Raw genomic sequence first — 26,715 nt, 5'->3', positions numbered from 1 at the left:
GAGGTCGTATGAAATCAGTCTATGACTACATCATTGTCGGTGGCGGTATCGTTGGCGTGTCGACAGCATGGCAACTGCAGCAACGTCACCCAGACAAATCCATTTTATTGGTTGAGAAAGAGTCCGGTTTTGCTAAGCACCAAACCGGGCACAATAGCGGCGTGATTCATGCTGGGGTGTACTACGCGCCGGGCAGTTTAAAGGCGGATTTTTGCAAGCGCGGGGTAGAGCGAACCATTTCGTTCTGTGCCGAGCACGATATTCCGGTGGAGAACTGTGGCAAGTTACTTGTTGCGACCAATGAGCAAGAAGTCGAACGCATGAATGCGCTTTATGAGCGCTGTCATGTCAACGGCGTCGACGTAAAGCTACTCGATAAAGTTCAACTCAAGCTGGCTGAGCCAAACATCACAGGCTTGGGCGCGATTTATGTCAAAACCACCAGTATTGTCGATTATCGTTTGGTCACTGAGCAGATGGCGGAAGAGTTCAAAAAGCTTGGCGGGCAAATTAGCTTGAGAACCAAAGTGGTGGCTGCCGAAGAGAAGGATGAAGAAGTTCAACTGACCTGTATTTCAGACGGTCAAACGATGCAGCTTAATACCAAGTTCTTGGTCACTTGCAGCGGCTTGATGGCGGATCGTATGACTAAGATGATGGGTATTCCAACTGACTTTCAGATCATCCCTTATCGTGGTGAATACTACCGCTTAGATAGCAAACACGACCAAGTGGTGAATCATCTTATTTATCCAATTCCCGACCCTGATTTGCCATTCTTAGGTGTCCACCTGACTCGCATGATTGATGGTAGTGTGACCGTTGGTCCAAATGCGGTGCAAGGCTGGAAACGAGAAGGGTACGACAAGGTTAATTTCAGCTTGCAAGATACCATGCAAATGCTCAGTTTCTCCGGTTTCTGGAAGGTGACACAAAAGCATCTAAAAACCGGATTGGATGAGTTTAAAAACTCATGGTGGAAGCCGGGCTATCTCAAATTGGTCAACAAATACTGCCCAAGCATCAAGGTGGAAGATCTCAAACCATATCCTGCGGGTATTCGTGCGCAAGCGGTGTTGTCTGATGGTACCTTGGTTCATGACTTCTTGTTTGCTGAAAGCGCAAGAAGCCTGCACGTTTGCAACGCACCGTCTCCCGCAGCGACATCTGCAATGCCTATTGGGGAGTACATTTGCGATAAGGTGAATGAGAAGATAGAGGCAAAAACCGAGACGGTTTAACAGTAAAAAGCCAAACTAAAAGTACTCCAGACTCTATTTGTTGGGTGATTAGTGTCGGATGTGCCGGAAGTTTGGCTTTTACTTTGGTGGTTGGATTACTTCCTTCTTATGATACTTGGGTTTATCAGGAGAGGGATGGATGAAACTAGGTTTAGCCAATCACAAAGTAGACGTCGTTAAACATGACCCAGCATGGCGACAGGAGTTTGCACGCAGCCGATCTGAACTGGCGTTAGTGACGGAGATTCCGCCAACTCAAATCGAGCATATTGGCAGTACTGCTATTTTGGATATGCCTGCCAAACCCATTATCGATATTGTGCTAGGTATTGAGCACTTTCCTCATGTTTCTCCAAAGCTGATTGATGCACTGAAAAGTGTTGGATTCTGCGCTTGAAAGTGGAAAAGCAAGATGAGATTGTCTTTGCAAAGTTCACCGATGATTCTTATCAAGTCAAAACACACTATCTGCACCTCACTCAGTATCAAGGACAGTTGTGGCGAGACTGGATTCAATTTCGAGATAGACTAAATGGAAATGCTGAGCTTAGAAGTGAGTACTTAGCTCTGAAGTTTTCTTTGGTGAAGCAAGCTGAAATTACCATCGAAAAATATACGGATGCTAAAGCCGAGTTTGTAAAGAAAATTATCTCGATATAAACCAAAGGCGACTAAACTGTCGCCTTTGCTGTATTTGGAAGAGCCGTTAGGACTCTCCACCTTTAGGGCAAAGTTCGCCTTTCTTGGCGTGTCTTTCAATCATGTAATCGCCTCGGGCACTGTGCAAAACAATCGCATTCCACACTTGCCCGTCTTTGAGTTCAAACTCCATCGCATAGTGTATACCGCCGACAACTTGGGTTCTCACATCATTGATTTGTTTTAGCTTATCCGTTGCATTCATTTGATGCAGAATCATACTGAGAGAGCGCTCAGCATCTGGGGTGACTTTCGCCACTTGCCAACCTCCCGGGACGTCACCTTGCGCATCGCATATCGCTTGCATTTTCTTCTTCAAAGCTGGTGACATTTGTTTGTCTACTGCCAGTGCACTGTTAGCGAATGGAAGCGCGGTAATAGCCACAATGGTTGTCCACATCATCCTTAACTTCATAATTCACTCCTTTGTTTTGTTATTGATTGAGTATAAGCACGACTTTCACGGTTTACATAATCACAGGATATAGATACGGAACAGAAGAGTGAAAGGGTAAAAAACGATCGCTTTTGAGTGGCACTCGTAACACTGTTTAGAGGAGGAGTCGTTATGAGTCTGAAGCATTATTTTGAAAAGGTCTCACCAAAGTTTGAACCAGGAGGCCAGTACCACAAGTTCTACCCACTCTTTGAAGCTGTTGAAACCCTTTTTTATACGCCGGGTAAAGTGAACCACGGTGTCACCCATGTTCGAGACAGCATCGATTTGAAGCGCATCATGATCATGGTGTGGTTAGCTGTATTCCCCGCGATGTTTTGGGGCATGTATAACATCGGTCAGCAATCCAGCGATGCTCTGCTTTATGGTCTTGACCAAGCTGCCGCGCAACAAACGATCGATGCCTTTTGGGGGCTGAGTTGGGTTTGGGGCTCAGTAGAAGCGGTGAGCCAAGCGGGTTGGGTGAGCAAAATGCTAGTCGGTGCAACCTACTTTCTGCCTGTCTACGCGACTGTGTTTGTGGTTGGTGGCTTCTGGGAAGTGTTGTTTGCTATTGTCCGCAAGCACGAGGTGAATGAAGGCTTCTTTGTTAGCTCCATTCTGTTTGCGTTAATTCTCCCGCCAACCATTCCGTTGTGGCAAGCCGCGTTAGGTATCACACTTGGTATCGTGGTGGCGAAAGAAATCTTCGGCGGTACGGGGCGTAACTTCCTGAATCCCGCATTGGCTGGGCGCGCGTTCTTGTACTTCGCTTATCCCGCTAACATGTCTGGCGGCGCGGTTTGGGTTGCGGCAGATGGTTACTCCGGCGCGACACCGCTGAGCCAATGGTATGAAGGTGGTCAGAGTGCCTTGACGAACAACATGACGGGGCAGCCTATCTCATGGATGGACGCGTTTGTTGGCAATCTGCCCGGTTCGATGGGGGAAGTATCCACCTTGCTGATCGCGCTAACAGGTCTGGTGCTGATCTTTATGAAGATCGCTTCGTGGCGAATCGTTGCGGGGGTCTTTGTTGGCTTAGCTGTGACGTCGCTACTGCTTAATGCGATTGGCTCGAATACCAATCCAATGTTCTCTATGCCGTTCTATTGGCACTTTGTGATTGGTGGTGTTGCGTTTGGTACCTTCTTTATGGCGACAGACCCAGTATCGGCTGCCTTCACAAATGGCGGTAAATGGGCTTACGGTATTTTGATTGGCGTGATTACGATATTTATCCGAGTGCTTAACCCAGCCTATCCGGAAGGCATCATGTTAGCGATTCTGTTTGCCAACTTATTCGCACCGCTGTTCGACTACATGGTCAAAGAGAACAACATCAAACGCAGAATGAAAAGGGCAAGACCTTCGTAAAATGAGGTAAGCTTCACTGAAATTTGATTGAAAACTGCACTATATTGAAAAGGTCAGAGACATGAGGTTTCTGGCTTTTCTTTTTATCAGGAGGACGAAGACGATGAGAATTAAGGATATTCTCGATAGCCGTTTGGTGCTGTCGTTCTGGTACAACCTAGACTACTGCTTGTCTCTTCTTAGCAAAATCTCTGCACGTTAATTTCCTCAATGCTTCCGCATTGAAAAGCAATTTATCAGTTTGTTTTTAATCTTACGCTTAAGTGCGTAGGGTCGTGCGTATAAGGAAATTAACAATGAAACGTATCCCAGAACCGTTCCGTATCAAAATGGTTGAGCCAATCAAAATGACGACCTTGGCTGACCGAGAAGTTGCCCTCAAGCAAGCGGGCTTTAACCCATTTCTTCTTCGTAGTGATGATGTTTATATCGATCTGCTGACCGACTCTGGCACTGGTGCTATGAGTGACAATCAGTGGGCAGGCATCATGATGGGTGATGAGTCCTATGCTGGCAGTCGCAACTACTACAACTTGTGTGATGCCGTAGAGCATTTCTTTGGTTACAAGCTGACAGTACCTGCGCACCAAGGCCGTGGGGCGGAGCAAATCTTATTCCCTGCTTTGATTGAGCGCATGCGTCAGGTGCGTGGTGGTGAAACGCCCGTGTTTATCTCGAATTACCACTTCGATACCACAGCGGGCCACATTGAACTCAATGGCGGTAAAGCGATTAACGTGGTAACGGAAGAAGCGTTCGATACCACAACGCCATATGACTGGAAGGGTAACTTTGACCTTAATAAGCTGGTAGCAACGATTGAAGAACATGGTTCTCAAAACATCTGTGCAATCATCACAACGGTCACGTGTAATAGTTCAGGCGGTCAGCCAGTGTCGATGGAAAACATGCGCAGCGTGTACGAGATCGCAACCAAGTACGACATTCCTGTGGTGATTGATTCGGCTCGTTACTGTGAGAACGCTTACTTTATCAAGCAGCGTGAAGCGGGTTACGAGAACAAGTCGATCCTCGAAATCATTCGTGAGATGTACCAATATGGTGACATGCTCACCATGTCTGCGAAGAAAGATCCGATGGTGAATATTGGTGGTATGTGTTGTATTCGCGATCATCAAGAGCTTTTCCAAGCGGTTCAAACACGATGTGTACCGATGGAAGGCTTTGTCACTTACGGTGGTATGGCAGGTCGTGATATGGAAGCCTTGGCTCGCGGATTGTATGAAGGTGCGGATGAGGATTACCTTCACTACCGCATTAGCCAAGTGCAATACTTGGGTGAGCGTCTACGCGAGGGTGGCATTCCAATTCAATACCCAACAGGTGGTCATGCTGTCTTCGTTGATGCGGCGAAGATCTTACCTCATATCCCAGCGGATCAATTTCCGGCGCAGGTGCTATGTAATGCCTTGTACTTAGAGGCAGGCATTCGTGCAGTAGAGATTGGTTCACTGCTGCTTGGTCGAGATCCGGAAACAGGTGAACAAAAAGCGTCGGAACTTGAGTTGATGCGTTTGACCATTCCACGTCGTGTTTACACCAACGATCACATGGATTACATCGCTGATGCGATCATCGAGTTGAAGAATCGTGCTCATGAACTGAAAGGATTGACGTTTGAATACGAACCACCAGTACTTCGCCACTTCACGGCTCGTTTCCGCGAACTGGATTGATAGCTCTGAGGGTCGATACTCCAGACATTGATAGCGTTAATTAAGCAAAAAGCCGCGAACTTCGCGGCTTTTTTGATTCATCTGAGTTTCGTATTACGCTAAATCTAGCGTGATTCGCACAAACTGCTCGTCTTGGTACAGCACTTCGTAATTGAAGGTGTTGCTGGCATAAATACTACCAAGGAACAGAGAGCGTTGACTCATAGGTCCACGGAAAAGCATCGAAATAGGTGCGATTAGGGCGTTATTATCGTCGAAGTGTTGGTTTAAGTTATCCGACAGTACGCACAGCAAACAACCGTGTTGATCGTGGGATAAGTCAACATCTTCAGGACGAGAAAGCAGTACCGTGGTACCTAATTTCTTCTCGACTTCGTTGATCAGCAGCAGGTAGCTGTCGAGGTGAGGCTGTGGGTTGCCAGGTTTATCGGCACCTACACAACGTTCAAGTAAAGCTTCTAAATTGCCATTTTCCCCTTTTGCCTGTTGAGTCAGAGACTTTAATGGCTTTTTAATCAGTTTGTAGCGATTGCTTTTGAGCTTAGGCTTAAGCCACTTTTGCAGTAGATCGTTACGTTCTTTGAGAGGAAGGCTTCGCGATGATGCGTGGATTTTGAAGTGCAGGTGTAATAAGGCGTGCACCGCTAGTTCGCTAAGTAATTGATTAGCGTCCGCGGATTGTTTTGCCTGCTTAGAACTTTGCATTACACTCTAAATTCTTTGAAAGAAAGGAATGGTGCCGAGAGAGGGACTCGAACCCTCACACCTAAGGCACTAGCACCTCATGCTAGCGTGTCTACCAATTTCACCATCTCGGCATCATGATGCTCTGAATACACAGAGGCTTCAAAATGAAGCGTTCCAAATTGTATATCCAAAATCCATAGGTTGGCGAGAGTAAAATTGCTCATTTTTAGTCTTTGGCGTTCAAGTGAGCATTTATTGTCCATTTTTAATAATTTCGGCATTCAGAAATCTCCCAATACCCTTACTTTTACTACAAGTATGACCATAAAATGACAAGTTTGCATAAAAAGTGAACGCTTGAACGTTTGCGTAAATAAATGTGATGAAACTCTCTTTTTGTTGGCTATACTTGCGTCCCGTTTAAGCGGGAATTAGGGTTCAGTTGTTCAGGACCCTTACCCATACAAGCCGTCACAAGGAGCAGGATGAGTTAGTAACTCATCGGCAGTGAATGACCCCAAGGATTGGACCAGCTACGTTCATTTGCTTGTATAAGGTAAAAAAAGATGTCGAACTATCCGTTCTGTCTCCAATTTGGATCTACGAGTGTGTTGTCACTCGATGCGTTGTCCCTTTCTTCTGCCAATGCTTTTGGCGCTCCTTTCCTTTTCAACGTTCAGTAGGTCCGATTCATGAGTGTTCTATTTAGTCTATTTGGTATTGTTGCTCTATTAGGTTGTGCGTTCCTGCTGTCAGAGAGCCGTTCTTCAATCAATTGGAAAACTGTTTCTCGCGCATTGTTACTCCAGTTGGGGTTTGCTGCTCTGGTGCTTTATTTCCCTTTGGGACAAGCGGCATTAGCGAGTTTGAGTAGTGGTGTTGCTGGGTTATTAAGTTTTGCCGATGAAGGCATCAAGTTCCTCTTCGGTGACCTCGCTTCTACTGGTTTCATTTTCGCTATTCGCGTCCTTCCTATCATCATCTTCTTCAGCGCTCTTATCTCTGCCCTTTACTATTTGGGCATCATGCAAAAAGTGATTCAATTTATCGGTGGTGCTATCCAAAAGTTCTTGGGTACCAGCAAAGCAGAATCTCTTGTTGCAACCGGTAACATCTTCCTATCTCAAGGCGAGTCGCCACTTCTCATTCGTCCATTCCTTCAAAACATGACTCGTTCAGAGTTGTTCGCGGTTATGGCGGGTGGCATGGCGTCTGTCGCAGGTAGTGTACTAGGCGGTTACGCAGGTTTGGGTGTTGAGTTGAAATACCTAATCGCGGCGAGCTTCATGGCGGCTCCTGGTAGTTTGTTGATGGCAAAAATCATCGTACCGGAACGTCAAACACCAAGTGATTACAACAACATTGAGCTAGACAAGTCTGAAGAAAGCAACGTGATCGATGCGCTGGCAAGTGGTGCGATGGGCGGCATGAAAGTCGCGGTTGCGGTAGGTACTATGCTGATCGCATTTGTGAGTGTGATTGCGATGGTGAACACTGGGTTAGAAAACTTAGGTGAGGTGTTCGGCTTTGCGGGTATTACGCTACAAGCCATTTTTGGTTACCTATTTGCGCCTCTAGCTTGGCTAATTGGTGTGCCTAGTCACGAAGTTCTAGCGGCTGGTTCTTACATTGGTCAGAAGGTTGTAATGAACGAGTTTGTTGCGTTTATTGACTTTGTACAGCACAAAGCAACGCTGAGTGAGCACACTCAAGTGATCATCACTTTTGCACTGTGTGGCTTTGCGAACATCGGCTCTATTGCGATCCAGCTTGGTTCTATCGGTGTGATGGCTCCAGAGCGTCGTAAAGACGTAGCGAACATGGGGCTGAAAGCGGTAGCAGCTGGTACGTTAGCGAACTTAATGAGTGCATGTTTGGCGGGTATCTTTATTTCGCTATAATTGATTGTCACTATGTAAAAGCCCGCTATGATGCGGGCTTTTTTATTAGCTATTGCTTGTTTACGTATTCTTTAAAGCGAGCTTTAGTTTCTGCGTCCGCTTTTTGGTACCAGAAATGCAGCATTTCTTCAGCGGTTGAATCTGCTTTCATTGTCGCAGGCTTTGTTTGCTTCATGTCTGCTGGGATTTTTGCAGGAAGTGTTACAGGTTGAACTACCGCTGCGGTTGCAACGCCAATCGCAGCAACCCCGCCAGCTCGGTTGTAATCTTCAACTTCACGAACGTAATCGCGGCCGATCTGCATACCTGGTTTGATAAGCTTGTCTTGCTCTACTGCAATTGCATTGCCAGAAGCATCAACCAGTTTCCAATCGAGGTCTTTGATGTTTGCTTCAGCTTGGCGAAGATCTCGGTATTCAGGAACCTGTAGGCTTAGCTCCGCATCGGCTGCGTCGAAACGAGTTACGATCACATCGCTATCAACGCTGACGCGATCATTGCCTTTACTAAAGAAAGGCGAGAATCGAAATACTACCTGATTTACACCATCAGGAAGCGTAAAGCTCTTCTCTGAAGCAAAGAAGCCACCAGAAAGCTTAACCTTTTCACCGTTAGCGGCCAAAACTGAAACGTCGTCAGGAACATGGATTGTCACATCAGCGAATGCCATTCCGCTCATTGCAAGAGCAAGCGCGCAAGTTAAAGGCTTGATCAATTTCATTGTTTTTATCCTAAGCTCTGTCATTTGTGGTCATCGAGAGTGCATCGTTAAATGCTTGATTGCAACCGTCGAATGTAAGAAGTATGAAAATTTAACAAGATCGTCATTTTAATCGGATATCAAACAATGAAACTGTGAGCTTAGTTGCGCAAACCGCTGCAAAGGCAGCGGTTTGTTTCAAGTGGTGAGGTGACTGATGAAGATTAGATACCAGCGCCGTGGCCTGATTCGGCTTGTGTCTCTTCCTTCTCTTCTAGTAAGTCTTCTTTTTGCTGCTGTGCCTTCTCGATGCTCAACCACCAAACGAATAGCTCGTACCAAATCGCTAAGATAACCGCACCCAAGAACAGGCCTACGATGCCATAGAACAACATACCACCGATTGCACCCAGCAGAATCACTGGCATTGGTACATCAACACCACGGCCCATCAGCATTGGTTTGAACAAGTTCTCAGACAGTGCTGCAACCACTACCCATACGGTAAACATGGTTGCTGTGCTTGTGTCGTTAGTCATGTACATGTAACCCACGATAGGTAGAACCGCGAGCAGAGCAGGAAGCTGAGCGATACAAAGAATCATCAGAATCAGAGTGAGTAGGCCTGCTGCCGGAACGCCAAAGATAAAGAAGCCCGCACCAATCAATAGAGCCTGAATCGCAGCAACACCAACCACGCCCAGTAGAACACTTTTAATGGTTGCGGCAATAAGCGTTGTCCAACTTTTCGCGTTATCACCTGCCGTACGTACAGCGACGGTTCGCAAGCCAGAGGCAATTGACTCTGAATAAGTCATAAAGCCGGCAGCAATCGCCAGTGAAATGATAGAAAGAAGCAGGCTACCTAGAGCTCCACCGACCATGCCAAGTAGAGACGTTAGACCCGACTTGATTTGCGGCATGAAGGTTTGAATCGCTTTTTCTAAGTTGGTCGCAAACAGCGTCCATACTTCGTAAAGCTTATCACCGACAAGTGGCCATTCGGCGACAGAAGGTTTTGGACCAGGGATTTTGATGTCGCCGTTTTGCAGAACTTCTAGTGCGTGGGTTGCACCATCAACAATTGAGCCCGAAACCATGACTAGAGGTGCCACCAGAAGGGCGATACCCAGCAATGCAATCGTCGTTGCAGCCAGACCACGTTTGCCACCGTACACCCTTTCCAGCTTCTTACAGATTGGCATCAATGCTACCGCGATGATGGCACCCCAAATCACAGGAAGAATGAAAGGTTTGATGATGTCGTACGTAAACATCAGCAAGATTAAAATCAAGCCGATTCGTATAGCAGATTCCACCATGTTACTGATGAAAATCTTACTCTCATTTTTTTCCGATTGTTTATCCATTTTTGTTTACCTGATGTTCAATGTTGGAACTGACGAGACTTGAAACAACAATCGCCATATAAAACACGCCTACAATGGCCTCTAAATACACAACGACTTGTGCCAATGGTGTTAGAGGGCTGATGTCGCCATAACCTAACGTGGTTAAGGTGACGAAACTGAAATACGCTGCATTTGAGAAGTTCTGACCCCAAGAGATGGCTTCCATCCCGGTGAATGAGTTTGGGGAGAACTCAAGAAGAATGAGGTAAGCAATTGCCCACATCAGACCCAGCAGCAAAAATAGAGCAACAGAGCCAATCACTTTGTTAGTGTTCACGTGCCCAGTGAACAGAATCTGTCTTGCGATGGATTTGAATGTCCCGAAGAAGAAGGCGAAGGTGAGGGCTAGCATCACGACATCCATCTCTTTAATACCTAGCGCGGTCTTGATGACGATCACCAAGACCCAAGTACCAAGCAAGGTGTAGAGAAAGCGCGACCAGTTTTTGTCAAAGCGCAAGCTCGCCATACAGACGATGAAGGTGATGATGGTGAAACCTTGCAACAGATGCTCCATTGCACCTTCTCCAACGACCTGAACAAACGCACCACCGATTAATAGTCCGATAAGCGCTAAGGTCAGATAGAAGAAGTTATTTTCTTCATTGATGTTTTTGAGTTTTTTTCCAATAGCCATGGGTCTGTCTCTTTCACTCCTATTTTTGCTCTTGTGATGAGTCCTTCATCACCATGATGGAAGCAGAAAGCCCAAATCGCAGGTCGACGCCTTCTGGTAATTCATGCAATGACACGCGAACGGGAATACGTTGCGCTAAGCGAATCCACTGGAATACAGGGTTTACATTAGGAAGAAGGTTGTAGCCCACTGTGCCGTCTTTAGGGGCGATACCCCAGCCAATCGAGTCCACCGTAGCGTCGATTGGTGTGTCTGGGTGAGACATCAAAGTCACCCGAGCATCGTTACCAGGAGCAATTTGAGCTAATTGGTTTTCACGGAAGAAACCAAATACCCAGAAGCTGTTTTTATCGATAAGTGCTACTAATGGTTGGTTTGCTACCGCTTGAGTACCGTTGCGGATATCAAGGTTAGAAACAAACCCATCGACCGATGCGTAAACTTTTGTGTAGCTAAGATTTAGTCGTGCTGACTTAAGTTGCTCTTCTGCAGATTTGATTTGCAGTAGGGACTCTTCGTAGGTGATTTCACGACGAATGAGATCTTTGTGAGAAACGGCGCCGCGGTCTTTAGCTCGAATGTCTTTCAAACGATCGTATTCGATCTTTTTACCGCGAGAGCTAACGATGGCTTTTTCTAACGCTACTTCCGCTTGTGATAGGGCAACTTCATAAGTGGTTGGGTCGATCTCAAACAACAGATCGCCTTGTTTTACTTCTTGGTTATCTATGACGGTGACATTAACGATTGGCCCTGATACACGAGGTGCGACCTTGATAACGTTCGCACGTACCTGACCATCGCGGGTCCATGGGTTATTAAAATACTCTTCGAATTTCTGATAGCCGAACCATGCCGCGCCACCAAGAATGACAAGATTGAGTGCAATAACGAGTAGTTTTTTCATCTTGTTGGGCACCTAAAACTGTATATAAAAACTGTCGATGGCCACCACGTAGAAAACCATGATGGCAATGAATGTCAGAGACGGAAACGCAATGAAACGAGACAAACGTGTCTTGTTCAAAATGATCACCGTTATCCATGTAGCGGTGACCGCTAAAATCAGCACCAAGAGCAGCGGTGAGAAGTAAACGTCACCCCAAGAGAGTTCGTGTGGCATTACTGCACCTCCTCATCGGGCTCGGCACTGTTTTGCTCAGCACTATTTTTCTGGGTATCGTCCGCTTGCGCTTTGTCTGATGGTTGCTCAAGAAGCAGTGGTGGCAGAACGCGTTCTTCTTCGTCCAGCAAACCATCCCAATCGCTTCGGTCTTGCATCTGCTTGGCAGTGGTTTCAGATAAGAATGACTTGCCAGTTTGGGTTTCCCATCCACCGCCAAGTGCTTTGTAGAGCGCCACAACCTGGTTGGCGACGTTACCTTTGATGATTGCGTAGCTGTCTTCTGATCGCGTCATGTTTTCCAAGGACTTGAGGAGGCGGTCAAAGGAAATCTGGCCGTTTTCGTACTGCATCATCGAGATATTAAACGCGCGAATTGAAGCGTTCACCGATTGCAGACGCAGTGATTGTTGCTCGAGATATAAGTCGTAGGCTTCCAGTGCGTTGGTCACTTCATTGACGGCTTGTAGTACCTTCTTGTTGTAGTTGGTGAGCGTTTCTTGGAAGCGCGCATCTTCAAAGCGGATGTTGTTCTTCACTCGTCCGTATTGAAAGATGTTCCAACTGAATGTTGGGCCCACTACCATGGTCAGTGAGTCACTGAAACTGAAGCTGCTACCATCTGGCACTGTGCTGTCGATACCGATTGAGCCGAACAGTGAAAAACTTGGATAAAGTGCGGTTTCTGCGACACCAATCTTGGCGCTTTGTGCACGAGCCTGCATCTCTGATACTTGAAGATCCGGTCGGCGCATGACTAAGTTTGCATCCACTTTGTTTTCTAGTAGCGGTGGACTAGGTACGATAGAACGCTCATCACTGCCAGACAAAGCTGGCTTTCTACCGGATGACTTAAACTGGTTTTCATAATCCGCCATACGCTGGGCGAAACCATCAGATTGCAGCAGGCTCTCCACCTCTTCCGGTAGCACACCTAAAAGCAATGCCAATGCTGTACGCGACTGCTTCATTGCGATTTCAAGAGAAGGCTGTGCCGCTTTGGTGTTGAAGAGCTGGTTTTTTGCTTGCTGAACGTCGAGTTCGGTTACGTTGCCTGAATCGAACTGTACTTGGGTGATGTTCACAACGCGCTCTTGGATCTCGATGTTGCGGCGTGAGAGCAAGATACGTTCTTGGAAAGTGCGATAGTTGATGTAGTTGCGCGCGACTTCCGCAGTAATGGTCACCATGATGTCGTGGTAAGACGCAATCGATGCATAGTATCCCGCTTCGGCAGATTCAATGCCACGCGCGTATTTGCCCCAGATGTCCATTTCCCAGCCAGCATCAAACGACAGCGCAGCGTTATTCACACCTTGGTCATTCACATAAGCTCTGGCTAGGTTACCGGAGACGGTTTGCACTTGCGGGTACTGCAATCCAGTTGAGATGCCCAATAATGAACGTGCTTGAACAATGCGCAAACCCGCAGCCTCAAGATCGAGGTTTTGTTGGCTTGCCATTTCAACCAGCTGGTTCAGCGTTGGATCGTTGAACTGCTGCCACCACTGCTGCAGTTTTTGCTCGGATTGTTGTGTGTCTTGTGCCGCTTTTTCTACCGACCAATCACTTGGCAAGGCGCTTTGCTCTGGGTGGACGTAATCCGGGCCCAAAGTCGTACACGCACTTAATCCAAGTACAGAGAGTATGGCGAGGCTTGGTTTGGTTAGTTTTAGAAGCATCATATCCTCACCTTTAAAACCGCTTCTGACGTAAGTTCACCCAATCGATATCCTCGTAGGTTTGCTTGCATTGATTTATCGCTTCGAACACGTTCCGTTTTAAATTCAGCAAGATATAAAAACCAGCTATCTCTGAATAAGCGTAGTCAGATAAATCCAACTCACTAAAGAAATCTTCCAGTATATTTTCAAAAGATTGGTAATCCTGGCTGTATTGTTCGAACACAGAATCGAGTTCGTCCGTCGCCTGATGGCTTGCTAGTGCGCCAGCCATCAGAGGTAATATGGAATCGGTGTGCTTGCTGCGTAACTGTTTAATAAGTGGGTTACTTAACAGCTTTTGTTCGGCGGCAATCAAGATGTTGACGTGATTGCTCAAGGTGTCACAAGACTTGCTGAATGCACCAATCGCTTCTGGCGGTGTCTTGTCGAACAGCTTGTGGTTGATCTTCGCCCCCCCCACACTTTGAGCTTTTTAGAGGAAACGTTCAGCGTCACCAAGTGCAGTGAGCGTTTCATCTTATTAAATGTGGATTCAGACTGTTCATGATAGCTGGTAAATAGGTCGCCAACGTGCCTGAAATAGCGCTCTTTCAGTGTTAAGAACAAGTGTTCTGGGCGAGAACTGAAAGGGAAGTAGTGCGCGAAGATGATCATGAAAACTACCATGTAGAACAAAGTCATGATCGTCATCAGAATACCAAAGTGATAGGTCATGTTGTTGTCCAGACCGAGGACAAACAAGCCAATCATATAGAAGATGGTCACTGGCCCTTTAAACAGGTAAAAGCCGATAAAGGTGTAGATGAAGATGAACAAGCCCAATTCGCCTCCGAGTTCCAAGCCCGGCAAGATGAAGACGTACGAAGGCACCGCAAACAAGAAGCCAAACGTAAACAAGATCAGCAACATAAATGGGTGAACCGGAACAAACGACAGCAGTGACATGAAGATGGTGGAGAAGGTAACAAACGAGTAGCCACCCGGTGGATTAAAGTAAATCCAAATCAATCCTGCTACCCAATAGGTGGTGAAGGTTTTTACTGCGGTTTTGAAGTTTTCTGCATCCCACCAAAGGAATTTGCTCTTCTGCTTCGGCAGATCTTGTTTGAACGAGACATTATTGGTGACCGAATCTATACAGCTGATGCTCTCTGCAAGGCGAGATAAGCTCTGATGCATTAGCTTGAGTAAGTGGCCCAGTGTCAGGGCAGAGCCTTTGACTAAATGGGGAGCGTCTGACAAAGCTTGTTGGTTGTAATCAACCTTAAATTCCTGAGCGCGGTAAGCTGGCCCCTCGTTGTCCCACATTTCTTGGCAGGTTTTGAATAGCGCTTGAATTTCTTCGATGGCTTGATCGAAGTTATTGATGCAGACTCGGTCTTGCTGGTGGCTAAAGTGGCTGTGTGCTGCCACGCTGAGTTCTTGGGTAATTTGCTTGTTGAAGTGAACAGCGAGTTGCCATTCTTTCATGTAGGCCGATACGTCACTGCATTCCACACTAACTGTTGCAAAGCGTTGCTCTAGTGCGTTTTGTGCGGCGAATACTTTGTCTAGTAGGTTTTCAATGGTGGGCTTAGGCTCTTCGTCTTCCTCGCCTTCTTGCGTGCCTGAAGCAGGGACTAATCCTTGTTGGTGAGCTTGTTTTTCCTCGAAGTTTTGCAAAATAGCTTTAAACAGTGCTTGTTGAGCTTGGTTCAGTTGCTCAACGAGTTGACGCAGGTTTTGTTCTGTCTTCGTCGGCCATAAGAAAGTACCCACCAAGGTGTAAAGCACCACGCCAAAGATAGTCATGTAGGCGCGATCGACGCCATACATGAACGCGCCTTCTGCATCGCCACCATTAGACATCATCAAGACCATTACGCCAGTTAAGGCAAGTAAGGTAGGGTCTTTTTGGTACGCGTTGCGGAAATAGAAAATAAAGGAAACAACCACCGAAACGCTGAGCATGTATAGCAAGCGATCTTGGGCGAACATGCCGACAAGCAATAAGCCGATCACCGCGCCTACTAAAGTGCCGAGTACGCGCAGTGTGCCTTTGGCTAGAGATTCACGCCGACTGCCGGTAGAAGCGATCAACATGACCGTCGTAGCCGCTGTAGAAGCTTGTGGCCAACCCATCGAAAACGGGATCAGATAAGCCAGAGTCAGGCTAAGCGCTACTTTTGTGGCGAATTTGATTTTCTCGTTCATAGTGTCAACGTTAGCTCAGGCTTATGCTTGTAAGTGGATGAATTTATTCAATCAATAATCAGAATTTCATTCTGAAAAAGATTAGGAGGCGGAATATAGCGATTGAAACGAGATGGTTTGTAAATCCTTTGTCAAAATCAAACTGGGTCAAAATGCTCAAATCACCTTAGATCCCCCATTGCTTATGGTGTGAGGCAAAAATAAGCAAGAAAACGTTTAACTAGAAAGTCTCACTATTGAGACGGGTTTGTCGGAATTACTAAAGCAAATCTTTAATCGATATTCACCGCCATTGCGTCAGGCGTTGCTCGTTTCCACAGTACGGTGAAAACAAATGCCTAACAAAAAGCATAGATGATGGGAGATAAGTTGAGAGGAAAGTTATTATTTTTTATTGGCTTGCGGGGTTGGGTTTGGATTTTTGAGAGCGAGATAAAAATACCAATGCAATGCCGCCAAGAATAACAGCGCTGGTAATCAACGAATGTAGGGTAAGGGTTTCACCCAATAACACATTGCCCAAAATCACAGCAATGGCTGGTACAGAAAGTTGGCTTATTGCTGCTTGCAGCAATGTGAGTTTTTGCATCACCTGATACCAAAGCACATAGCCACAACCTGAAGCGATGGCACCAGATGCGACGGCTAACAACACGCCTTGTTCAGTAAAGTGAACAGATTCCAGTAAGAAAGGCGAGAGTATAAGCCCAAGAATTGAAGCGGCAATAAACCCCGAAGTAATGCCACTGCTTGGTGTTGGTGCTTGCTTACCCAAAGCCGTAAAGCCTGCCCAACAAATACCAGAAAGCGCCATTAATATCGCTGACCAAACATCTGGACGCGTTGCTGATGGCAGCATTAACCAAGCAAATCCAACCAGAGAAACGATGATGCCGACCAGTTCGAGGGCTTTAAAGCGCTCCCCTTGCCACCAATAAAGTGCAAGTAGAGTCAGCTGTACAGCACCAAAAAGTAGCAGTGCTCCCGTTCCAGCTGCTAGTTTTACATAAGCAAAAGAGAATAGCGCTGCATAGCCAAATAAGGCTATGCCAGCGAGCAGGCTGAATCGAGTTGTTGGGATTTGGCCGCGCCAGTTTCCACGTAAAAGCATGATGGCGATGAGAGTAACGGCGCCAGAGAGTAAACGGATAAGAGTGAAGCTGCCCGCGTCAATTGAACCTGCTGCCAATGCCAAACGGCACAACAGCGAATTGGCGGCAAACGCCAACATGGCAATCGTGGTCAGTAAAAATGTTGGCATTCCTTATCCTCAAATCTCATTAAGAGTCGCAGTGTAGCGTTAAATCGAAAGGGCCAATTAGTTGATAAAGTGATTAGTTATAGCTGAAACCATAGCGCAACACAGAGCAGAAAGAACATCACCTTGCGAAATTGAGTGAGCGCGGTAAGTGTTATAACATAACATTTGATTTTAAGGCTCAACATAGAATGAGGAATTCAGATTGAATCTATTTGTTAACGATCTCACGGTTATTGATGCATCGTACCTGTGTGAAATACGAGGCATGGTCGGCGAGAGTTGGATTCTGGACGTAGTAATGCACGGTGATCTCAATGAGATGAGCATGGTGCTGGATTTCTCTAAAGTGAAAAAACAAATCAAACAACTGGTCGATCAATATGTTGATCACCGTTTGCTCATACCTGTGAAGAGCTCAGCGGTGGAAGTAGCGAGTATCAAAACAGGGTATTCCCAAGTCGATCTTATGCGTGGTGAAAAGAGCATCCACTTACATTGTCCTGATGAAGCGTTTTGTTTTGTTGATGCTGAAGATATTTCGATAGAGAGCGTGACTCAGCACATCCACAAAGTATTACAGGGCAATCTACCAAGTAACGTGGCATCGATTGATTTGACCTTGCGTCACGAAAAACTTGATGGCGCTTACTATCACTATACCCACGGTTTAAAAAAACACGACGGCAACTGTCAACGCATTGCGCATGGTCATCGCTCGCCGATTCAAATTCTGGTCGATGGTCAGCGTGATGCTGCTCGTGAACATGCTTTTGCACAGCGTTGGCAAGACATTTACCTTGCTTCAATCGAAGATCTTGTCGAGATTGGGCATCTGGAATTGAGCGAGCATGCCACACTCATCAACAGCGATACGCATTTTGGCTTCCGTTACACCACATCTCAAGGGGATTTCCAACTAGCTATCGCGCACAGCGAAACCGCGGTATTGAACACGGATACAACGGTAGAACTGCTGGCTGTATTTATCGCTAACGAAATTGCCTCTTCATTGGATGAAGGACAGTCGTTACAAGTCATCGCTTATGAAGGGGTAGGGAAAGGAGCAATGGCGTTTCGTTAAAAGTATATTGCCCTTTCTTGATGTTAATTAGTGCTACAAGAACAGCCATAAAATGACTTAATTGTATCCCTTAACCAGACCAGTTTTGGGCTGTAAGCATTACGTTTGTGCCAAATCATGGTGAATGGGATCAGCAGTTTCTCTTGTTGTGGTTGTTCTAATGGAATCGGCAAACACACCAAATCTGGATGCAGCTTCTTGGTGTAACTCTCACAGTATTGTGGCGCTGTAGTCAGCATATTGTGATGTGGTTGCGCGGCCATAAACAGAGACTGTTCAAAGCTCGACATGGTTAAGCCAATGGAGCGCTGTAAGCCAAGTTCGCTCAACACTTCATCCAGTGCCCACGTTTCACTCTTTTCCCAAACAATGTTGATGTGTTGGTAACTCAAAAAGGTCTCAAGGTTCCATTCCTGCTCTAATGCAGGGTGATCCTTGTGCAGGTACACCATAGGTAGATCTGAGAAAAGCACTTCGAAATCGAGGAAGTAGGGAAGCAGGTCTAGTGACTCCTTCGATCGAGGATGGCTTTCTCTTCCGGTAAAGCCGATGTCTGCCTCTCCACGCACAATCGCATCGAGTGAATCGTAATCCCAGTTACTGGTTTTGACTTTTGCATCTGGGTAGCGCTGGTGGATTGCAACAAGAAGATCATCAAGAATCGTCAGCACCAAAGGCGACTCAATGGTCAGATCAAAGCGCACGCCTTTTGGCGCTATATCGCTGCGCTTCTCCGCAATTTGGCTGCCAATTTGTAGCCATTCCGCCAGATCTTGCTCCATGCTTTGCGCGAGTGGAGTCGGTGCTAGTCCTTTCGGTGTCTTGACAAACAGAGGATCATCAAACCAGTCACGAAGTTTATTGAGCGATTTACTCACTGTTGAAGGCGTGACGTTTAATTTTTTCGACGCTTTGGAGACACTCTGCTCTTGCAGCAGCAATTGCAGAGTGAACAACAGGTTGAGATCAAGACGGGCTAGTGATTTCTTCATAGTGGCTTTCATGAGCAGGCTTAGGAATAAATAGTATTAGAGCCAAGCTGATTGCGCCACCTATAGCTAACACAAACACCAACATATTCAGCGCATTAACGCCGATTAAGCCCATAAACCAGATGTAGAGAGCAGAGCAACACACTTGAGCAATGCCCAGTAGGGAGCTTGCTACACCTGCACGCAGAGAGAAAGGGCTGAGCGCTTGGCCACGCCAAAGCCAATCGAGAAGCCAGCACAAATCAGCCCAAATCCGAATAAGTAAAATGGGATTCCCCATTGGTTTAGATGCGCAAAACCAATCACCATTGCAGCACTGGCAAGCAAGGTTTGCGAAGTCAGCATCAGAGTACGTTGCTTAAAGTAAGACAAAGCCAATGGTGCAGAGAAAGAAGTGATCATACTGACGAGTGCCGTGCCTGCCATGACAGAAGAATAGCCACCACGATCAAAACCTAGCTCGCCCATCACTAGCATTGGTGAGACGTTCACGTAGGTAAGAATAGTGGTCACACCGATAGCAGTAATGATGAGTCGGCTGATGAAAAATCGCTCCGCAAACGTTTCTTGGGTAGAAGCTGAAGCGGTGCTTTGTTGTGGTATGACGCTAGGTTTTGACTCTTTGAGTACCAAAATAGAAAGCAAACAAACCATCATCCCCATGCCTGCCATTGTGGTGAACAGGCTCGGCCAAGGGAATTTGAGCATAATGAGATGGCCGACAACGGGTGCTATCACAGGAATGATGCAAGTAATGCCGTTAAGCATGGAGAGAACTTTGGCGCGGCGTTTATCGTCCAATGTGTCTCGTAGAATAGCAAACGCAACTACATAGCAAGAGCCAGCCCCAATACCTTGCGCAAAGCGTGCGATTAAAAATGTAGTGGATTGCTCAGCCATGCTACAAAGTAGTGATGCTGCAATGAAGATCGCAGCGCCAACCATAGCAACAGGTTTGCGACCAATGGAATCGGCGATCTTTCCTGCAAACAGCATGGTGGTTGCCATACCTGCAAGATAGATAGAGAAGGCAATGTGTAACTGTGATTCACTGGCGTTTAGATCGGCTGCAATTTGTGGCAAACCTACAAGGTAAAGATCAATCGCGGTAGGATAGAGTAAAACAAGAGAGAAACTACAAAGCAGAAAACGAAACATGACAACCTCACTAACAATTGGTGAGGATAATAGTGTGCTAAACGTTTGCCTGCGAGTGGGAATTGCGACCGTAGGTATTTCCATTTACGACATACCCTGTATAAATCGAACGTAAATTCAACAAGGATGACCATGATTACCATTGAAAAGTACACGCCATGCCGTCATGAGCAAACCATTGAGCTACAAGTCTTGGAAGAGCAGGCTCAGTTTACGATTGAGGATATTGGTAAGAAATTGGAAAGTCTTAAACCGACAGAGCTGCCCCATTTGATCCTAGAAAATGATCGTGTGGTAGGGTTCTTTTTGTTCGATGCTGCGTACAGTGAAGATTATGACTTTTGTCCTCAAGGAAGTATAGGAGTTCGCTCACTGCTGGTGGATCATCGCCATCAAGGTAAAGGTATCGCGAAGCAAGCAATTAGCTTGTTTGGGGACTTTGTTAAATTGCACTATCCAACGTTTGAGTTTCTCTACCTAACGGTTAACTGCCGAAATGTGCCAGCTTATCAGTGTTACCTCAAAGCTGGTTTTGAAGATACTCATGAGCTCTATCATGGTGGTCCAGTTGGCTCCCAACACATCATGCGTCAGGCGCTGTAAAAAGGGTTTAGTAAAGATTGTATCCACTCAGGTTTTGCAATAAATTCGATGCAATTAAATGAATAAATCAAGGAAGATATGTGAAGATTGAAGTCGATAATTTAGAAAGAGCAGAAGTCATCGCGCTATTAGAAGAACACTTACAAGATATGTATGCCACGTCACCGCCAGAGAGCGTACATGCGTTAGACCTGGATAAACTAAAACTACCAGCCGTAACGTTCTGGACTGGATGGAAAGATGAGCAGCTGTTGGGGTGTGCTGCAATTAAAGAGTTGGATAACCAACACGCAGAGCTTAAATCCATGCGCACCACACCAGCAGCAAGAAACCAAGGTGTGGCGTCTCAATTATTGATTCATGTGATTGAGCAAGCGAAGCAAAAAGGGTTGCAGCGCTTAAGTTTAGAAACTGGCTCGATGGAATTTTTTAAACCTGCGCGCCTGTTGTATGAAAAGCATGGCTTTGTGTATTGCGATCCGTTTGGTGACTACGAACTCGATCCGAACAGCCAATTTATGACCCTAGAATTGAGCTAGGGTCACGTATTTCTAGCAAGTTAAGGTTAAGTTCCTTAGAAATTCAAATTGAAATTGATGGTTGGCATTAGTAACTGTGAACGTTCATCTGCCAGCCTTTTTCTCTTCTCTTTTAGGCGCTTGGCATTATCTTTATCTGGATTATTATCCAGTTGGTTGTCGATCACCGAAATTTGAGTATCGAGCTCTTGAATACGTTGCTGGCGCTGATATTCCTGATGACCTAACTGGTAGTTTTCAATGAATTGTTTATTACTGCACACGCCATAATATGTTTTACCTTCTACTCCTACCGTATAACCATTATCCGGAGAGCAGTAGAGAATCGTGCCTTTATCGAAGCCTTCTTGCCATTCCTTTCTGTCCGGCGTAACGCCAGCTTCACTGCAGTCTTCTGTATAGCTGTTGATGATGCTTGGGTTGTCACCCTCTCGACCGTCTTGGTAGCCTACCTTGTACCAATTAGCCGTCTTACACTCATCGGGAGACATACTGGTACAACCGGAGAGCAAAGTGAGTAAAGCAAGCGGAATAAGTGCTCTTTTCATCAGTAAATGTCCTTAAAAGAAATTAAATTGACCATTAGAATATAAATTGAACGGTGTTCATTTTATTGGGTGGAATCATAGTGCTCATAAATACATGTAATTGCAAATTGAAAACAATTAAGGCCATAGCCCCCCAGTTCAGGAGGCTATGGGGGGGGCTAACTAGTAGTTGTCAAAGGGAGAGGGGCAGGTTTCCATGTGCTCGCTTAAGTCACCAAATACGTTTGCGCCAACATATTCCGTATTAGTGGATTGGGCGTTGATGACTAAAGTTCTTTGCGGCTCGCGCAAGTCGCGCTTTAATTCTACCCAGTTATGGGCCATGGTTGATGAATTAACGGTATGGTAGCAAAGGTTGTTGTGATCGATGATGCTACACCAAAGCGTAGTCGCAGAGGGTGGTGACTCAGGCTTTTGCTCAAAGTGACAACCAAGTGGTGTTGCGCACGTTGCCATCAATGCTCTTGTTTGGCTAAGCACTTCGGTTTGCTCTGCTGCTGGTTGGGAAAACTTATAGTAATAACTTGCTCGAGCGAACCTTTGATGAGTTGCTGTACCACCTGGAACGTCGAAGAGAGTGAGTCCAACGAGGTTCTTAGGATGGTTCCATTTTTCTAACCATGGTTTTAATAACAGCTGCTGAATCTCAAAACGCGGTGTAACGGTCGCAACATTATAGTTTTCACTTTCGTTTACACTGAAACGTCCACCTCTCAGTTCAATAATTGCAGAATTACCACTTGTATCAGAGAGTGTTAAGTGCAATTTAGTCGGTGTTTCGTTCTTTCCATCTGGAACATATTCACTGACGATGTATAGATTGTCAGGGTTATTTCTGAAATAGTCCGCCGCTTCGCGAACACTTTCAAAATTGTCTAATGTGAATTGTACCCAGCGAAGTGAGCTGATGATGGCGACGCCATCTGGAATGATTTGTGTTGGTGTATGTTCTTTCTCGTCTTGCTCTAGCATCTCGAGTATTAGTTTCGAGACTGAATCTTTACTCTTTATGATCTCTGTCGCATTTTCAAAGTACGCTAGCAAGTCTTCCAACCCATTCACGGCGAGACCTTTTTCATTTACCCCATCAATAGACGCTAGGCCAATATTATCGCTGCCTAGATAGGTACAAACACTCGAGTACTGGGCTGTCCAATGGTGTGCCTTTTGTGCTTCTGGGTGACGATCATTGATTCCAAGCCGGATTGAATCTCCGGCAGGTAGTCGGTATAAGTAAGTTGTTAATGGGTTGTGCCAATCGAAGTTTCTCCCTGTCATAGGAAATGACGGGTTTAAATTATTGAAGATGCGTGTACACATAGGTGTCGAGTTCCCTTCTCGGTTGCAATGAATAGAGAAATATCCTGTTAACAATTTGATATCATTATCATCAATGGAACTGAAAACACAATTATGTTTGTGATATGTAACTCGCTCTTTTTGATTTGCATGAAAATGGATTTATGAGTATGGAAAATTTGGAGTACACAGAGCAGATCCGGAATAAAGTACTTCGGTCTGTAAGTGTTGTATTCATGTTTGTTATGTCGGCACTGGTTGTTTTTAATGTCTTCTATCATTCACAATATTTGCTTGCGTTTATAGAAGCGCTGTTTGCCTTGCTATCTCTTTACGTTTTTCTTCAATGTAGGAACGGAGGCTGTCATCGCTATGTGGTATTCGCCTATTTGTTGAGTATTGCGTCATTAATACTTGTGGCGAACTTGATTCTTCCCCTTACCGATGTTGTCTTTCTTTGGGCTTTTTTCTTTCCCATAATTTCTTATTTATTGATGGAGGAAGCCTTGGTTTCAAACTCACAGCAATTGTCTTTTTTTCAGTAGGCTCGGTGCTGATATACAGACTTTTTAGTGATGAGTTATTTGACTACGCACCCGTTATGATTAACTTTATCACCTGTTATGTAACGATCTGGTGTGTCACTCACTTTTTTGAATTAAGCCGCGCTAAAGCCAACACTTCTCTCTCTAAGCTGGCGTTGACTGATGCCCTTACGGGTACCAGTAACCGTCTGGCTTTTACTAGTTCTTTTGCTAGTTTCGTTGGTGACTATCTACTGATGTTTGATATTGATGATTTCAAGCATATTAATGATGAGCATGGTCATGATATTGGTGACAAGGCACTATCTGAAATAGGACACTGTTTGAAGACTGAGGTTGGGAATGAGAGAGTGTTTCGTGTTGGTGGTGAGGAGTTTTGTGTCTGGATTTCCGCGAAACATATGCCTGAAGCCATCACTAAAGCGAATAGGCTGAGAGAAGCGATTTCAAATATCCAATTGAAAGCGGATAGTTGTGAGATCTACCTGACACTGAGTGGTGGACTTGTGAAGAACGAGTATCATACTGAGTCTGATTTGCTTAAGTATGCAGACCAACTTATGTATCAAGCTAAGATGAATGGTAAAGATCAAATTACTCACTGTGCTGAAGCTGCGTAGACACGCTTAAAGTATTTGTTATGACCAAAACCTTTATAAAGTTGGAAAAGGGAATCTTCAACTCACCGACGCACAGGGTGAGTTAAGATTCCCTTTATTAATAGGGTCTGTTGACCTTTCAAACTGATTTTTGCAGCTATTTGTGGGTAATTTATATGAGGCAGAGGCCTTGAAATATAGTTAGTCTAACTGAGAAGTCGGTAACGAAGTAGAAATGAACCACAAACGCTGCCCGAAGGGTTCGGCTAGGCGCCCCCGACTAAAAGCGTTTTACTCTTTGTTGAGAGGTAATTGCTTAGAATGACTAGGCGGCAAACCTCTCGCCGCGATTAAAACGCTTTTATCTCGAACAAAACTTAACCATGAAAGATCAATAGACCCTAACTAAGACTTCTAGCTGCTACTTTTAATTAGCTTTCAAATGAAAGTTTATCGCCGAACGTCTCTTTCCAGTCTTTATCGAACTGTTCAACCGCCGGTTTTACTGCTGGGTGAGCGAACATTTGTGCCGCCACATCGGTTGGTAATGTAATGGCTTCTATACCCAGTTTCATCACTTCCATCGCTTGTTGAGTGTTCTTGAAACTGGCTGCCAAAATCTTCGCTGATAGTTGGTTTTGATCGAGCAACAATTGAAGATCCGCGACCACTTCAACACCGTTGCCGTTCATCGCATCAATGCGGTTTACGTAAGGCGCTAGGTAGTCTGCACCGCACAGTGCTGCAAGGAAACCTTGTTGAGCTGAATAGATAGCGGTAGCAAGAACCTGAATTCCCTCTTTTTTCATTAGCTTAATTGCTGCTAAGCCGGTTTCTGTTGCTGGCACTTTTACCACCATATCGTAAGGAAATTCATTCAGTTGGCGTGCTTCTGCCACCATGCCTTCGACGGTTGAACTCACGACTTGAGCATGAAAGCGAGGTGTACCGCCAAGGGCTTCTTGCATGCCTGCTAGGGTTTCATTCAGTCCCTGTTTTGACTTCGCCAAAATGCTTGGGTTTGTCGTCACGCCTTTTAGCGGTAGGCACTGGTTAAAGCGTTTTACTTCTGCCACATCAGCAGTATCTAAATAAAGTTCAATCATGGTTTCTACCTTAAACAAAATCTTCGTTTTGATGATGGGATCACTATAGATCTGACAATCGAACGAGATCTTGATTTTGATCAATTGAAATTTCATTTGAAACTATAATAATTTCATTAAATGAAAGTTAAGTGAAACTTGTAAACGCTCAAATGAAGCTTTCAGTTCGAACAAAGAAAAGCCGCTGATAAGACTTGACCAGCAAGAAACGGATTAAGTACACAGCGGTAGCACAGACCAAGAGGCAAGCAGAGATGTATTTCAATATTCAACGATTCTCTACCCATGATGGCGATGGCATTCGTTCCATTCTTTTTCTTAAAGGATGCAGCTTGTCTTGCCCTTGGTGTCAAAACCCAGAAAGCCGCAGCGAAAAGCATTCACTCTTATTTGATCAGCGAAGTTGTATGGAAGGTTGCCAGCTGTGCGTTTCTGCTTATCAAGCCACAACTCAATCTACAGCGGGTAGTGAAATGATGGGTGATGGTATTCAACGTATCGACAACCAGATCATCATCAATCGCAAAGCCATCAAAGAAGACCAACTGATCGCGCTGCGAGACGTCTGTCCTACGCAAGCACTGACTGTCTGCGGTGAAGAGGCGAAATCAGACATGTTGTTCGACACCTTAATGAAAGACAAACCGTTCTACGACCAAAGCCAAGGTGGCGTGACATTCTCCGGTGGTGAGCCACTCATGCAAGCCGATTTGGTGGCAGAACTCGCACAACGTCTGCATGACAACCAAGTCTCTACCGCTATTGAATCGTGCATGCATGTGCCGTGGAAGAACGTCGAAAAAGCCGCGCCGCATATTGATTGCTGGTTGGCGGATTTAAAACACACCGATGAAGAAAAGTTTCTTAGCTGGGCGAAAGGTTCACTAAAACGCATCAAAGACAATTTCCGAAAACTGGCACCTATCGCGAAGCGCATTGTGATTCGCGTTCCCGTTGTGCCGGGGTTCAATGACACCATCGAAGAGTTGAAAGACATCATCGATTTTGCGGCTTCACTAGAAAGCTGCCAAGAACTTCACTTGCTGCCGTACCACACGCTCGGCATCAATAAATACCGTTTGCTCGATATGCCTTACGAGTGTTCTGACAAGCCATTAAACAAACCAGAACTGCTAGAAAGCGCCATGCAATACGCAAGCGAAAACACCCAACTTAACGTGATTGTAAGAGGTTAA

The 26,715-nt window shown here is 45.6% G+C and carries 25 protein-coding genes, 1 tRNA gene and 3 pseudogenes; 12 read left to right on the top strand and 17 right to left on the bottom strand.

Annotated features, from left to right (window positions below; genetic code table 11):
- The first annotated feature begins 8 nt into the window (after positions 1–8).
- The 3 genes from lhgO to B853_RS26770 all read left to right on the top strand — a co-directional run bounded on the left by lhgO (position 9) and on the right by B853_RS26770 (position 1,901).
- Positions 9–1,241, top strand: coding sequence for an L-2-hydroxyglutarate oxidase (lhgO, locus tag B853_RS25640; protein ID WP_038885498.1), 1,233 nt, complete (start codon positions 9–11; stop codon positions 1,239–1,241).
- Between the two features lie 139 nt (positions 1,242–1,380).
- Positions 1,381–1,638 (top strand): GrpB family protein, encoded by a 258-nt coding sequence (locus B853_RS26775; RefSeq protein ID WP_282957166.1) that lies wholly within the window; start codon positions 1,381–1,383, stop codon positions 1,636–1,638.
- 2 nt (positions 1,639–1,640) lie between these two features.
- Entirely contained in the window at positions 1,641–1,901 is a 261-nt protein-coding gene (locus B853_RS26770; protein WP_282957167.1) for a GrpB family protein, read from the top strand.
- Between the two features lie 46 nt (positions 1,902–1,947).
- On the opposite strand, the gene B853_RS25630 is transcribed toward B853_RS26770, so the two are convergent.
- Positions 1,948–2,355: a cystatin gene (locus B853_RS25630; RefSeq protein WP_038885500.1), complete on the bottom strand. Its 408-nt coding sequence runs from the start codon at positions 2,353–2,355 to the stop codon at positions 1,948–1,950.
- A gap of 153 nt (positions 2,356–2,508) precedes the next feature.
- Here B853_RS25630 and B853_RS25625 point away from each other — a divergent pair, with 153 nt between their 5' ends.
- Both B853_RS25625 and B853_RS25620 read left to right on the top strand, forming a co-directional pair.
- On the top strand, positions 2,509–3,753 hold the full coding sequence (locus B853_RS25625; protein WP_038885501.1) for an NADH:ubiquinone reductase (Na(+)-transporting) subunit B: 1,245 nt from the start codon (positions 2,509–2,511) through the stop codon (positions 3,751–3,753).
- A gap of 296 nt (positions 3,754–4,049) precedes the next feature.
- Positions 4,050–5,450 carry a tryptophanase gene (locus tag B853_RS25620; RefSeq protein WP_038885502.1) on the top strand — a complete coding sequence of 467 codons (1,401 nt, stop codon included), beginning with the start codon at positions 4,050–4,052 and terminating at the stop codon, positions 5,448–5,450.
- Between the two features lie 93 nt (positions 5,451–5,543).
- Here B853_RS25620 and B853_RS25615 read toward each other — a convergent pair whose 3' ends face one another.
- The 3 genes from B853_RS25615 to B853_RS25605 all read right to left on the bottom strand — a co-directional run bounded on the left by B853_RS25615 (position 5,544) and on the right by B853_RS25605 (position 6,418).
- Positions 5,544–6,155 carry a DUF2913 family protein gene (locus tag B853_RS25615; protein WP_010453229.1) on the bottom strand — a complete coding sequence of 204 codons (612 nt, stop codon included), beginning with the start codon at positions 6,153–6,155 and terminating at the stop codon, positions 5,544–5,546.
- A 29-nt stretch (positions 6,156–6,184) separates the two neighbouring features.
- Positions 6,185–6,268 (bottom strand) — tRNA-Leu (locus tag B853_RS25610).
- Positions 6,233–6,418, bottom strand: a complete 186-nt coding sequence (locus tag B853_RS25605; protein ID WP_081469199.1) for a hypothetical protein — start codon at positions 6,416–6,418, stop codon at positions 6,233–6,235. The genes B853_RS25610 and B853_RS25605 overlap by 36 nt, the downstream gene beginning before the upstream one ends.
- 411 nt (positions 6,419–6,829) lie before the next feature.
- Here B853_RS25605 and B853_RS25600 point away from each other — a divergent pair, with 411 nt between their 5' ends.
- Positions 6,830–8,038: a NupC/NupG family nucleoside CNT transporter gene (locus B853_RS25600; RefSeq protein WP_010453227.1), complete on the top strand. Its 1,209-nt coding sequence runs from the start codon at positions 6,830–6,832 to the stop codon at positions 8,036–8,038.
- Positions 8,039–8,087: 49 nt separating this feature from the next.
- Here B853_RS25600 and B853_RS25595 read toward each other — a convergent pair whose 3' ends face one another.
- From B853_RS25595 to B853_RS25560, 8 genes and pseudogenes are all read right to left on the bottom strand, one after another.
- Positions 8,088–8,759 carry a DUF2057 domain-containing protein gene (locus tag B853_RS25595; RefSeq protein ID WP_038885503.1) on the bottom strand — a complete coding sequence of 224 codons (672 nt, stop codon included), beginning with the start codon at positions 8,757–8,759 and terminating at the stop codon, positions 8,088–8,090.
- Positions 8,760–8,962: 203 nt separating this feature from the next.
- Positions 8,963–10,108, bottom strand: a complete 1,146-nt coding sequence (locus tag B853_RS25590; RefSeq protein ID WP_038885504.1) for an AI-2E family transporter — start codon at positions 10,106–10,108, stop codon at positions 8,963–8,965.
- On the bottom strand, positions 10,101–10,787 hold the full coding sequence (locus B853_RS25585) for a potassium channel family protein (protein WP_010453220.1): 687 nt from the start codon (positions 10,785–10,787) through the stop codon (positions 10,101–10,103). The genes B853_RS25590 and B853_RS25585 overlap by 8 nt, the downstream gene beginning before the upstream one ends.
- Before the next feature lie 19 nt (positions 10,788–10,806).
- Positions 10,807–11,694 (bottom strand): HlyD family secretion protein, encoded by an 888-nt coding sequence (locus B853_RS25580; protein ID WP_038885506.1) that lies wholly within the window; start codon positions 11,692–11,694, stop codon positions 10,807–10,809.
- 12 nt (positions 11,695–11,706) lie between these two features.
- Entirely contained in the window at positions 11,707–11,910 is a 204-nt protein-coding gene (locus B853_RS25575; protein ID WP_005453214.1) for a DUF1656 domain-containing protein, read from the bottom strand.
- Positions 11,910–13,595: a TolC family protein gene (locus tag B853_RS25570; RefSeq protein WP_038885508.1), complete on the bottom strand. Its 1,686-nt coding sequence runs from the start codon at positions 13,593–13,595 to the stop codon at positions 11,910–11,912. Before B853_RS25570 ends, B853_RS25575 begins: the two co-directional genes overlap by 1 nt.
- Before the next feature lie 10 nt (positions 13,596–13,605).
- Positions 13,606–15,788: pseudogene (locus tag B853_RS25565) on the bottom strand (FUSC family protein).
- Between the two features lie 391 nt (positions 15,789–16,179).
- On the bottom strand, positions 16,180–17,049 hold the full coding sequence (locus B853_RS25560) for a DMT family transporter (protein ID WP_038885510.1): 870 nt from the start codon (positions 17,047–17,049) through the stop codon (positions 16,180–16,182).
- Positions 17,050–17,251: 202 nt separating this feature from the next.
- Here B853_RS25560 and B853_RS25555 point away from each other — a divergent pair, with 202 nt between their 5' ends.
- Complete coding sequence (locus B853_RS25555) at positions 17,252–18,130, top strand: 6-carboxytetrahydropterin synthase (protein WP_038885511.1); 879 nt, start codon at positions 17,252–17,254, stop codon at positions 18,128–18,130.
- 23 nt (positions 18,131–18,153) lie between these two features.
- On the opposite strand, the gene yidZ is transcribed toward B853_RS25555, so the two are convergent.
- Both yidZ and B853_RS25545 read right to left on the bottom strand, forming a co-directional pair.
- Positions 18,154–19,122 (bottom strand): HTH-type transcriptional regulator YidZ, encoded by a 969-nt coding sequence (gene yidZ, locus B853_RS25550; protein ID WP_038885512.1) that lies wholly within the window; start codon positions 19,120–19,122, stop codon positions 18,154–18,156.
- Positions 19,097–20,280: pseudogene (locus B853_RS25545) on the bottom strand (MdtL family multidrug efflux MFS transporter). Before B853_RS25545 ends, yidZ begins: the two are co-directional and overlap by 26 nt.
- A 132-nt stretch (positions 20,281–20,412) precedes the next feature.
- Here B853_RS25545 and B853_RS25540 point away from each other — a divergent pair.
- Positions 20,413–20,883 (top strand): GNAT family N-acetyltransferase, encoded by a 471-nt coding sequence (locus B853_RS25540; RefSeq protein ID WP_038885513.1) that lies wholly within the window; start codon positions 20,413–20,415, stop codon positions 20,881–20,883.
- Between the two features lie 80 nt (positions 20,884–20,963).
- A complete protein-coding gene (locus B853_RS25535; protein ID WP_038885514.1) occupies positions 20,964–21,422 on the top strand; it encodes a GNAT family N-acetyltransferase in 459 nt (152 codons plus the stop codon).
- Positions 21,423–21,457: 35 nt separating this feature from the next.
- Here B853_RS25535 and B853_RS25530 read toward each other — a convergent pair whose 3' ends face one another.
- Both B853_RS25530 and B853_RS25525 read right to left on the bottom strand, forming a co-directional pair.
- Entirely contained in the window at positions 21,458–21,970 is a 513-nt protein-coding gene (locus tag B853_RS25530) for a DUF2799 domain-containing protein (protein WP_038885515.1), read from the bottom strand.
- Between the two features lie 162 nt (positions 21,971–22,132).
- Positions 22,133–23,290: a linear amide C-N hydrolase gene (locus B853_RS25525; RefSeq protein ID WP_038885516.1), complete on the bottom strand. Its 1,158-nt coding sequence runs from the start codon at positions 23,288–23,290 to the stop codon at positions 22,133–22,135.
- 143 nt (positions 23,291–23,433) lie between these two features.
- Here B853_RS25525 and B853_RS26865 point away from each other — a divergent pair.
- Together B853_RS26865 and B853_RS25520 are read left to right on the top strand one after the other, a co-directional pair.
- Positions 23,434–23,897, top strand: a pseudogene (locus B853_RS26865) (GGDEF domain-containing protein); the annotation flags it as partial.
- On the top strand, positions 23,871–24,434 hold the full coding sequence (locus B853_RS25520; protein WP_346243150.1) for a GGDEF domain-containing protein: 564 nt from the start codon (positions 23,871–23,873) through the stop codon (positions 24,432–24,434). The pseudogene B853_RS26865 and the gene B853_RS25520, both read left to right, overlap by 27 nt.
- Before the next feature lie 410 nt (positions 24,435–24,844).
- Here B853_RS25520 and B853_RS25510 read toward each other — a convergent pair whose 3' ends face one another.
- Positions 24,845–25,519: a fructose-6-phosphate aldolase gene (locus B853_RS25510; protein ID WP_038885584.1), complete on the bottom strand. Its 675-nt coding sequence runs from the start codon at positions 25,517–25,519 to the stop codon at positions 24,845–24,847.
- Between the two features lie 254 nt (positions 25,520–25,773).
- On the opposite strand from B853_RS25510, the gene B853_RS25505 reads away from it, so the two are divergent.
- Positions 25,774–26,715, top strand: coding sequence for a glycyl-radical enzyme activating protein (locus tag B853_RS25505; protein ID WP_033906693.1), 942 nt, complete (start codon positions 25,774–25,776; stop codon positions 26,713–26,715).

Origin of the sequence: Vibrio rotiferianus CAIM 577 = LMG 21460 (assembly GCF_002741985.1) — a bacterium.
Lineage (GTDB): Bacteria > Pseudomonadota > Gammaproteobacteria > Enterobacterales > Vibrionaceae > Vibrio > Vibrio rotiferianus.
The sequence above is the reverse complement of the archived record's forward strand: the minus strand, read 5'-3'. Positions and strand labels throughout refer to the sequence as shown.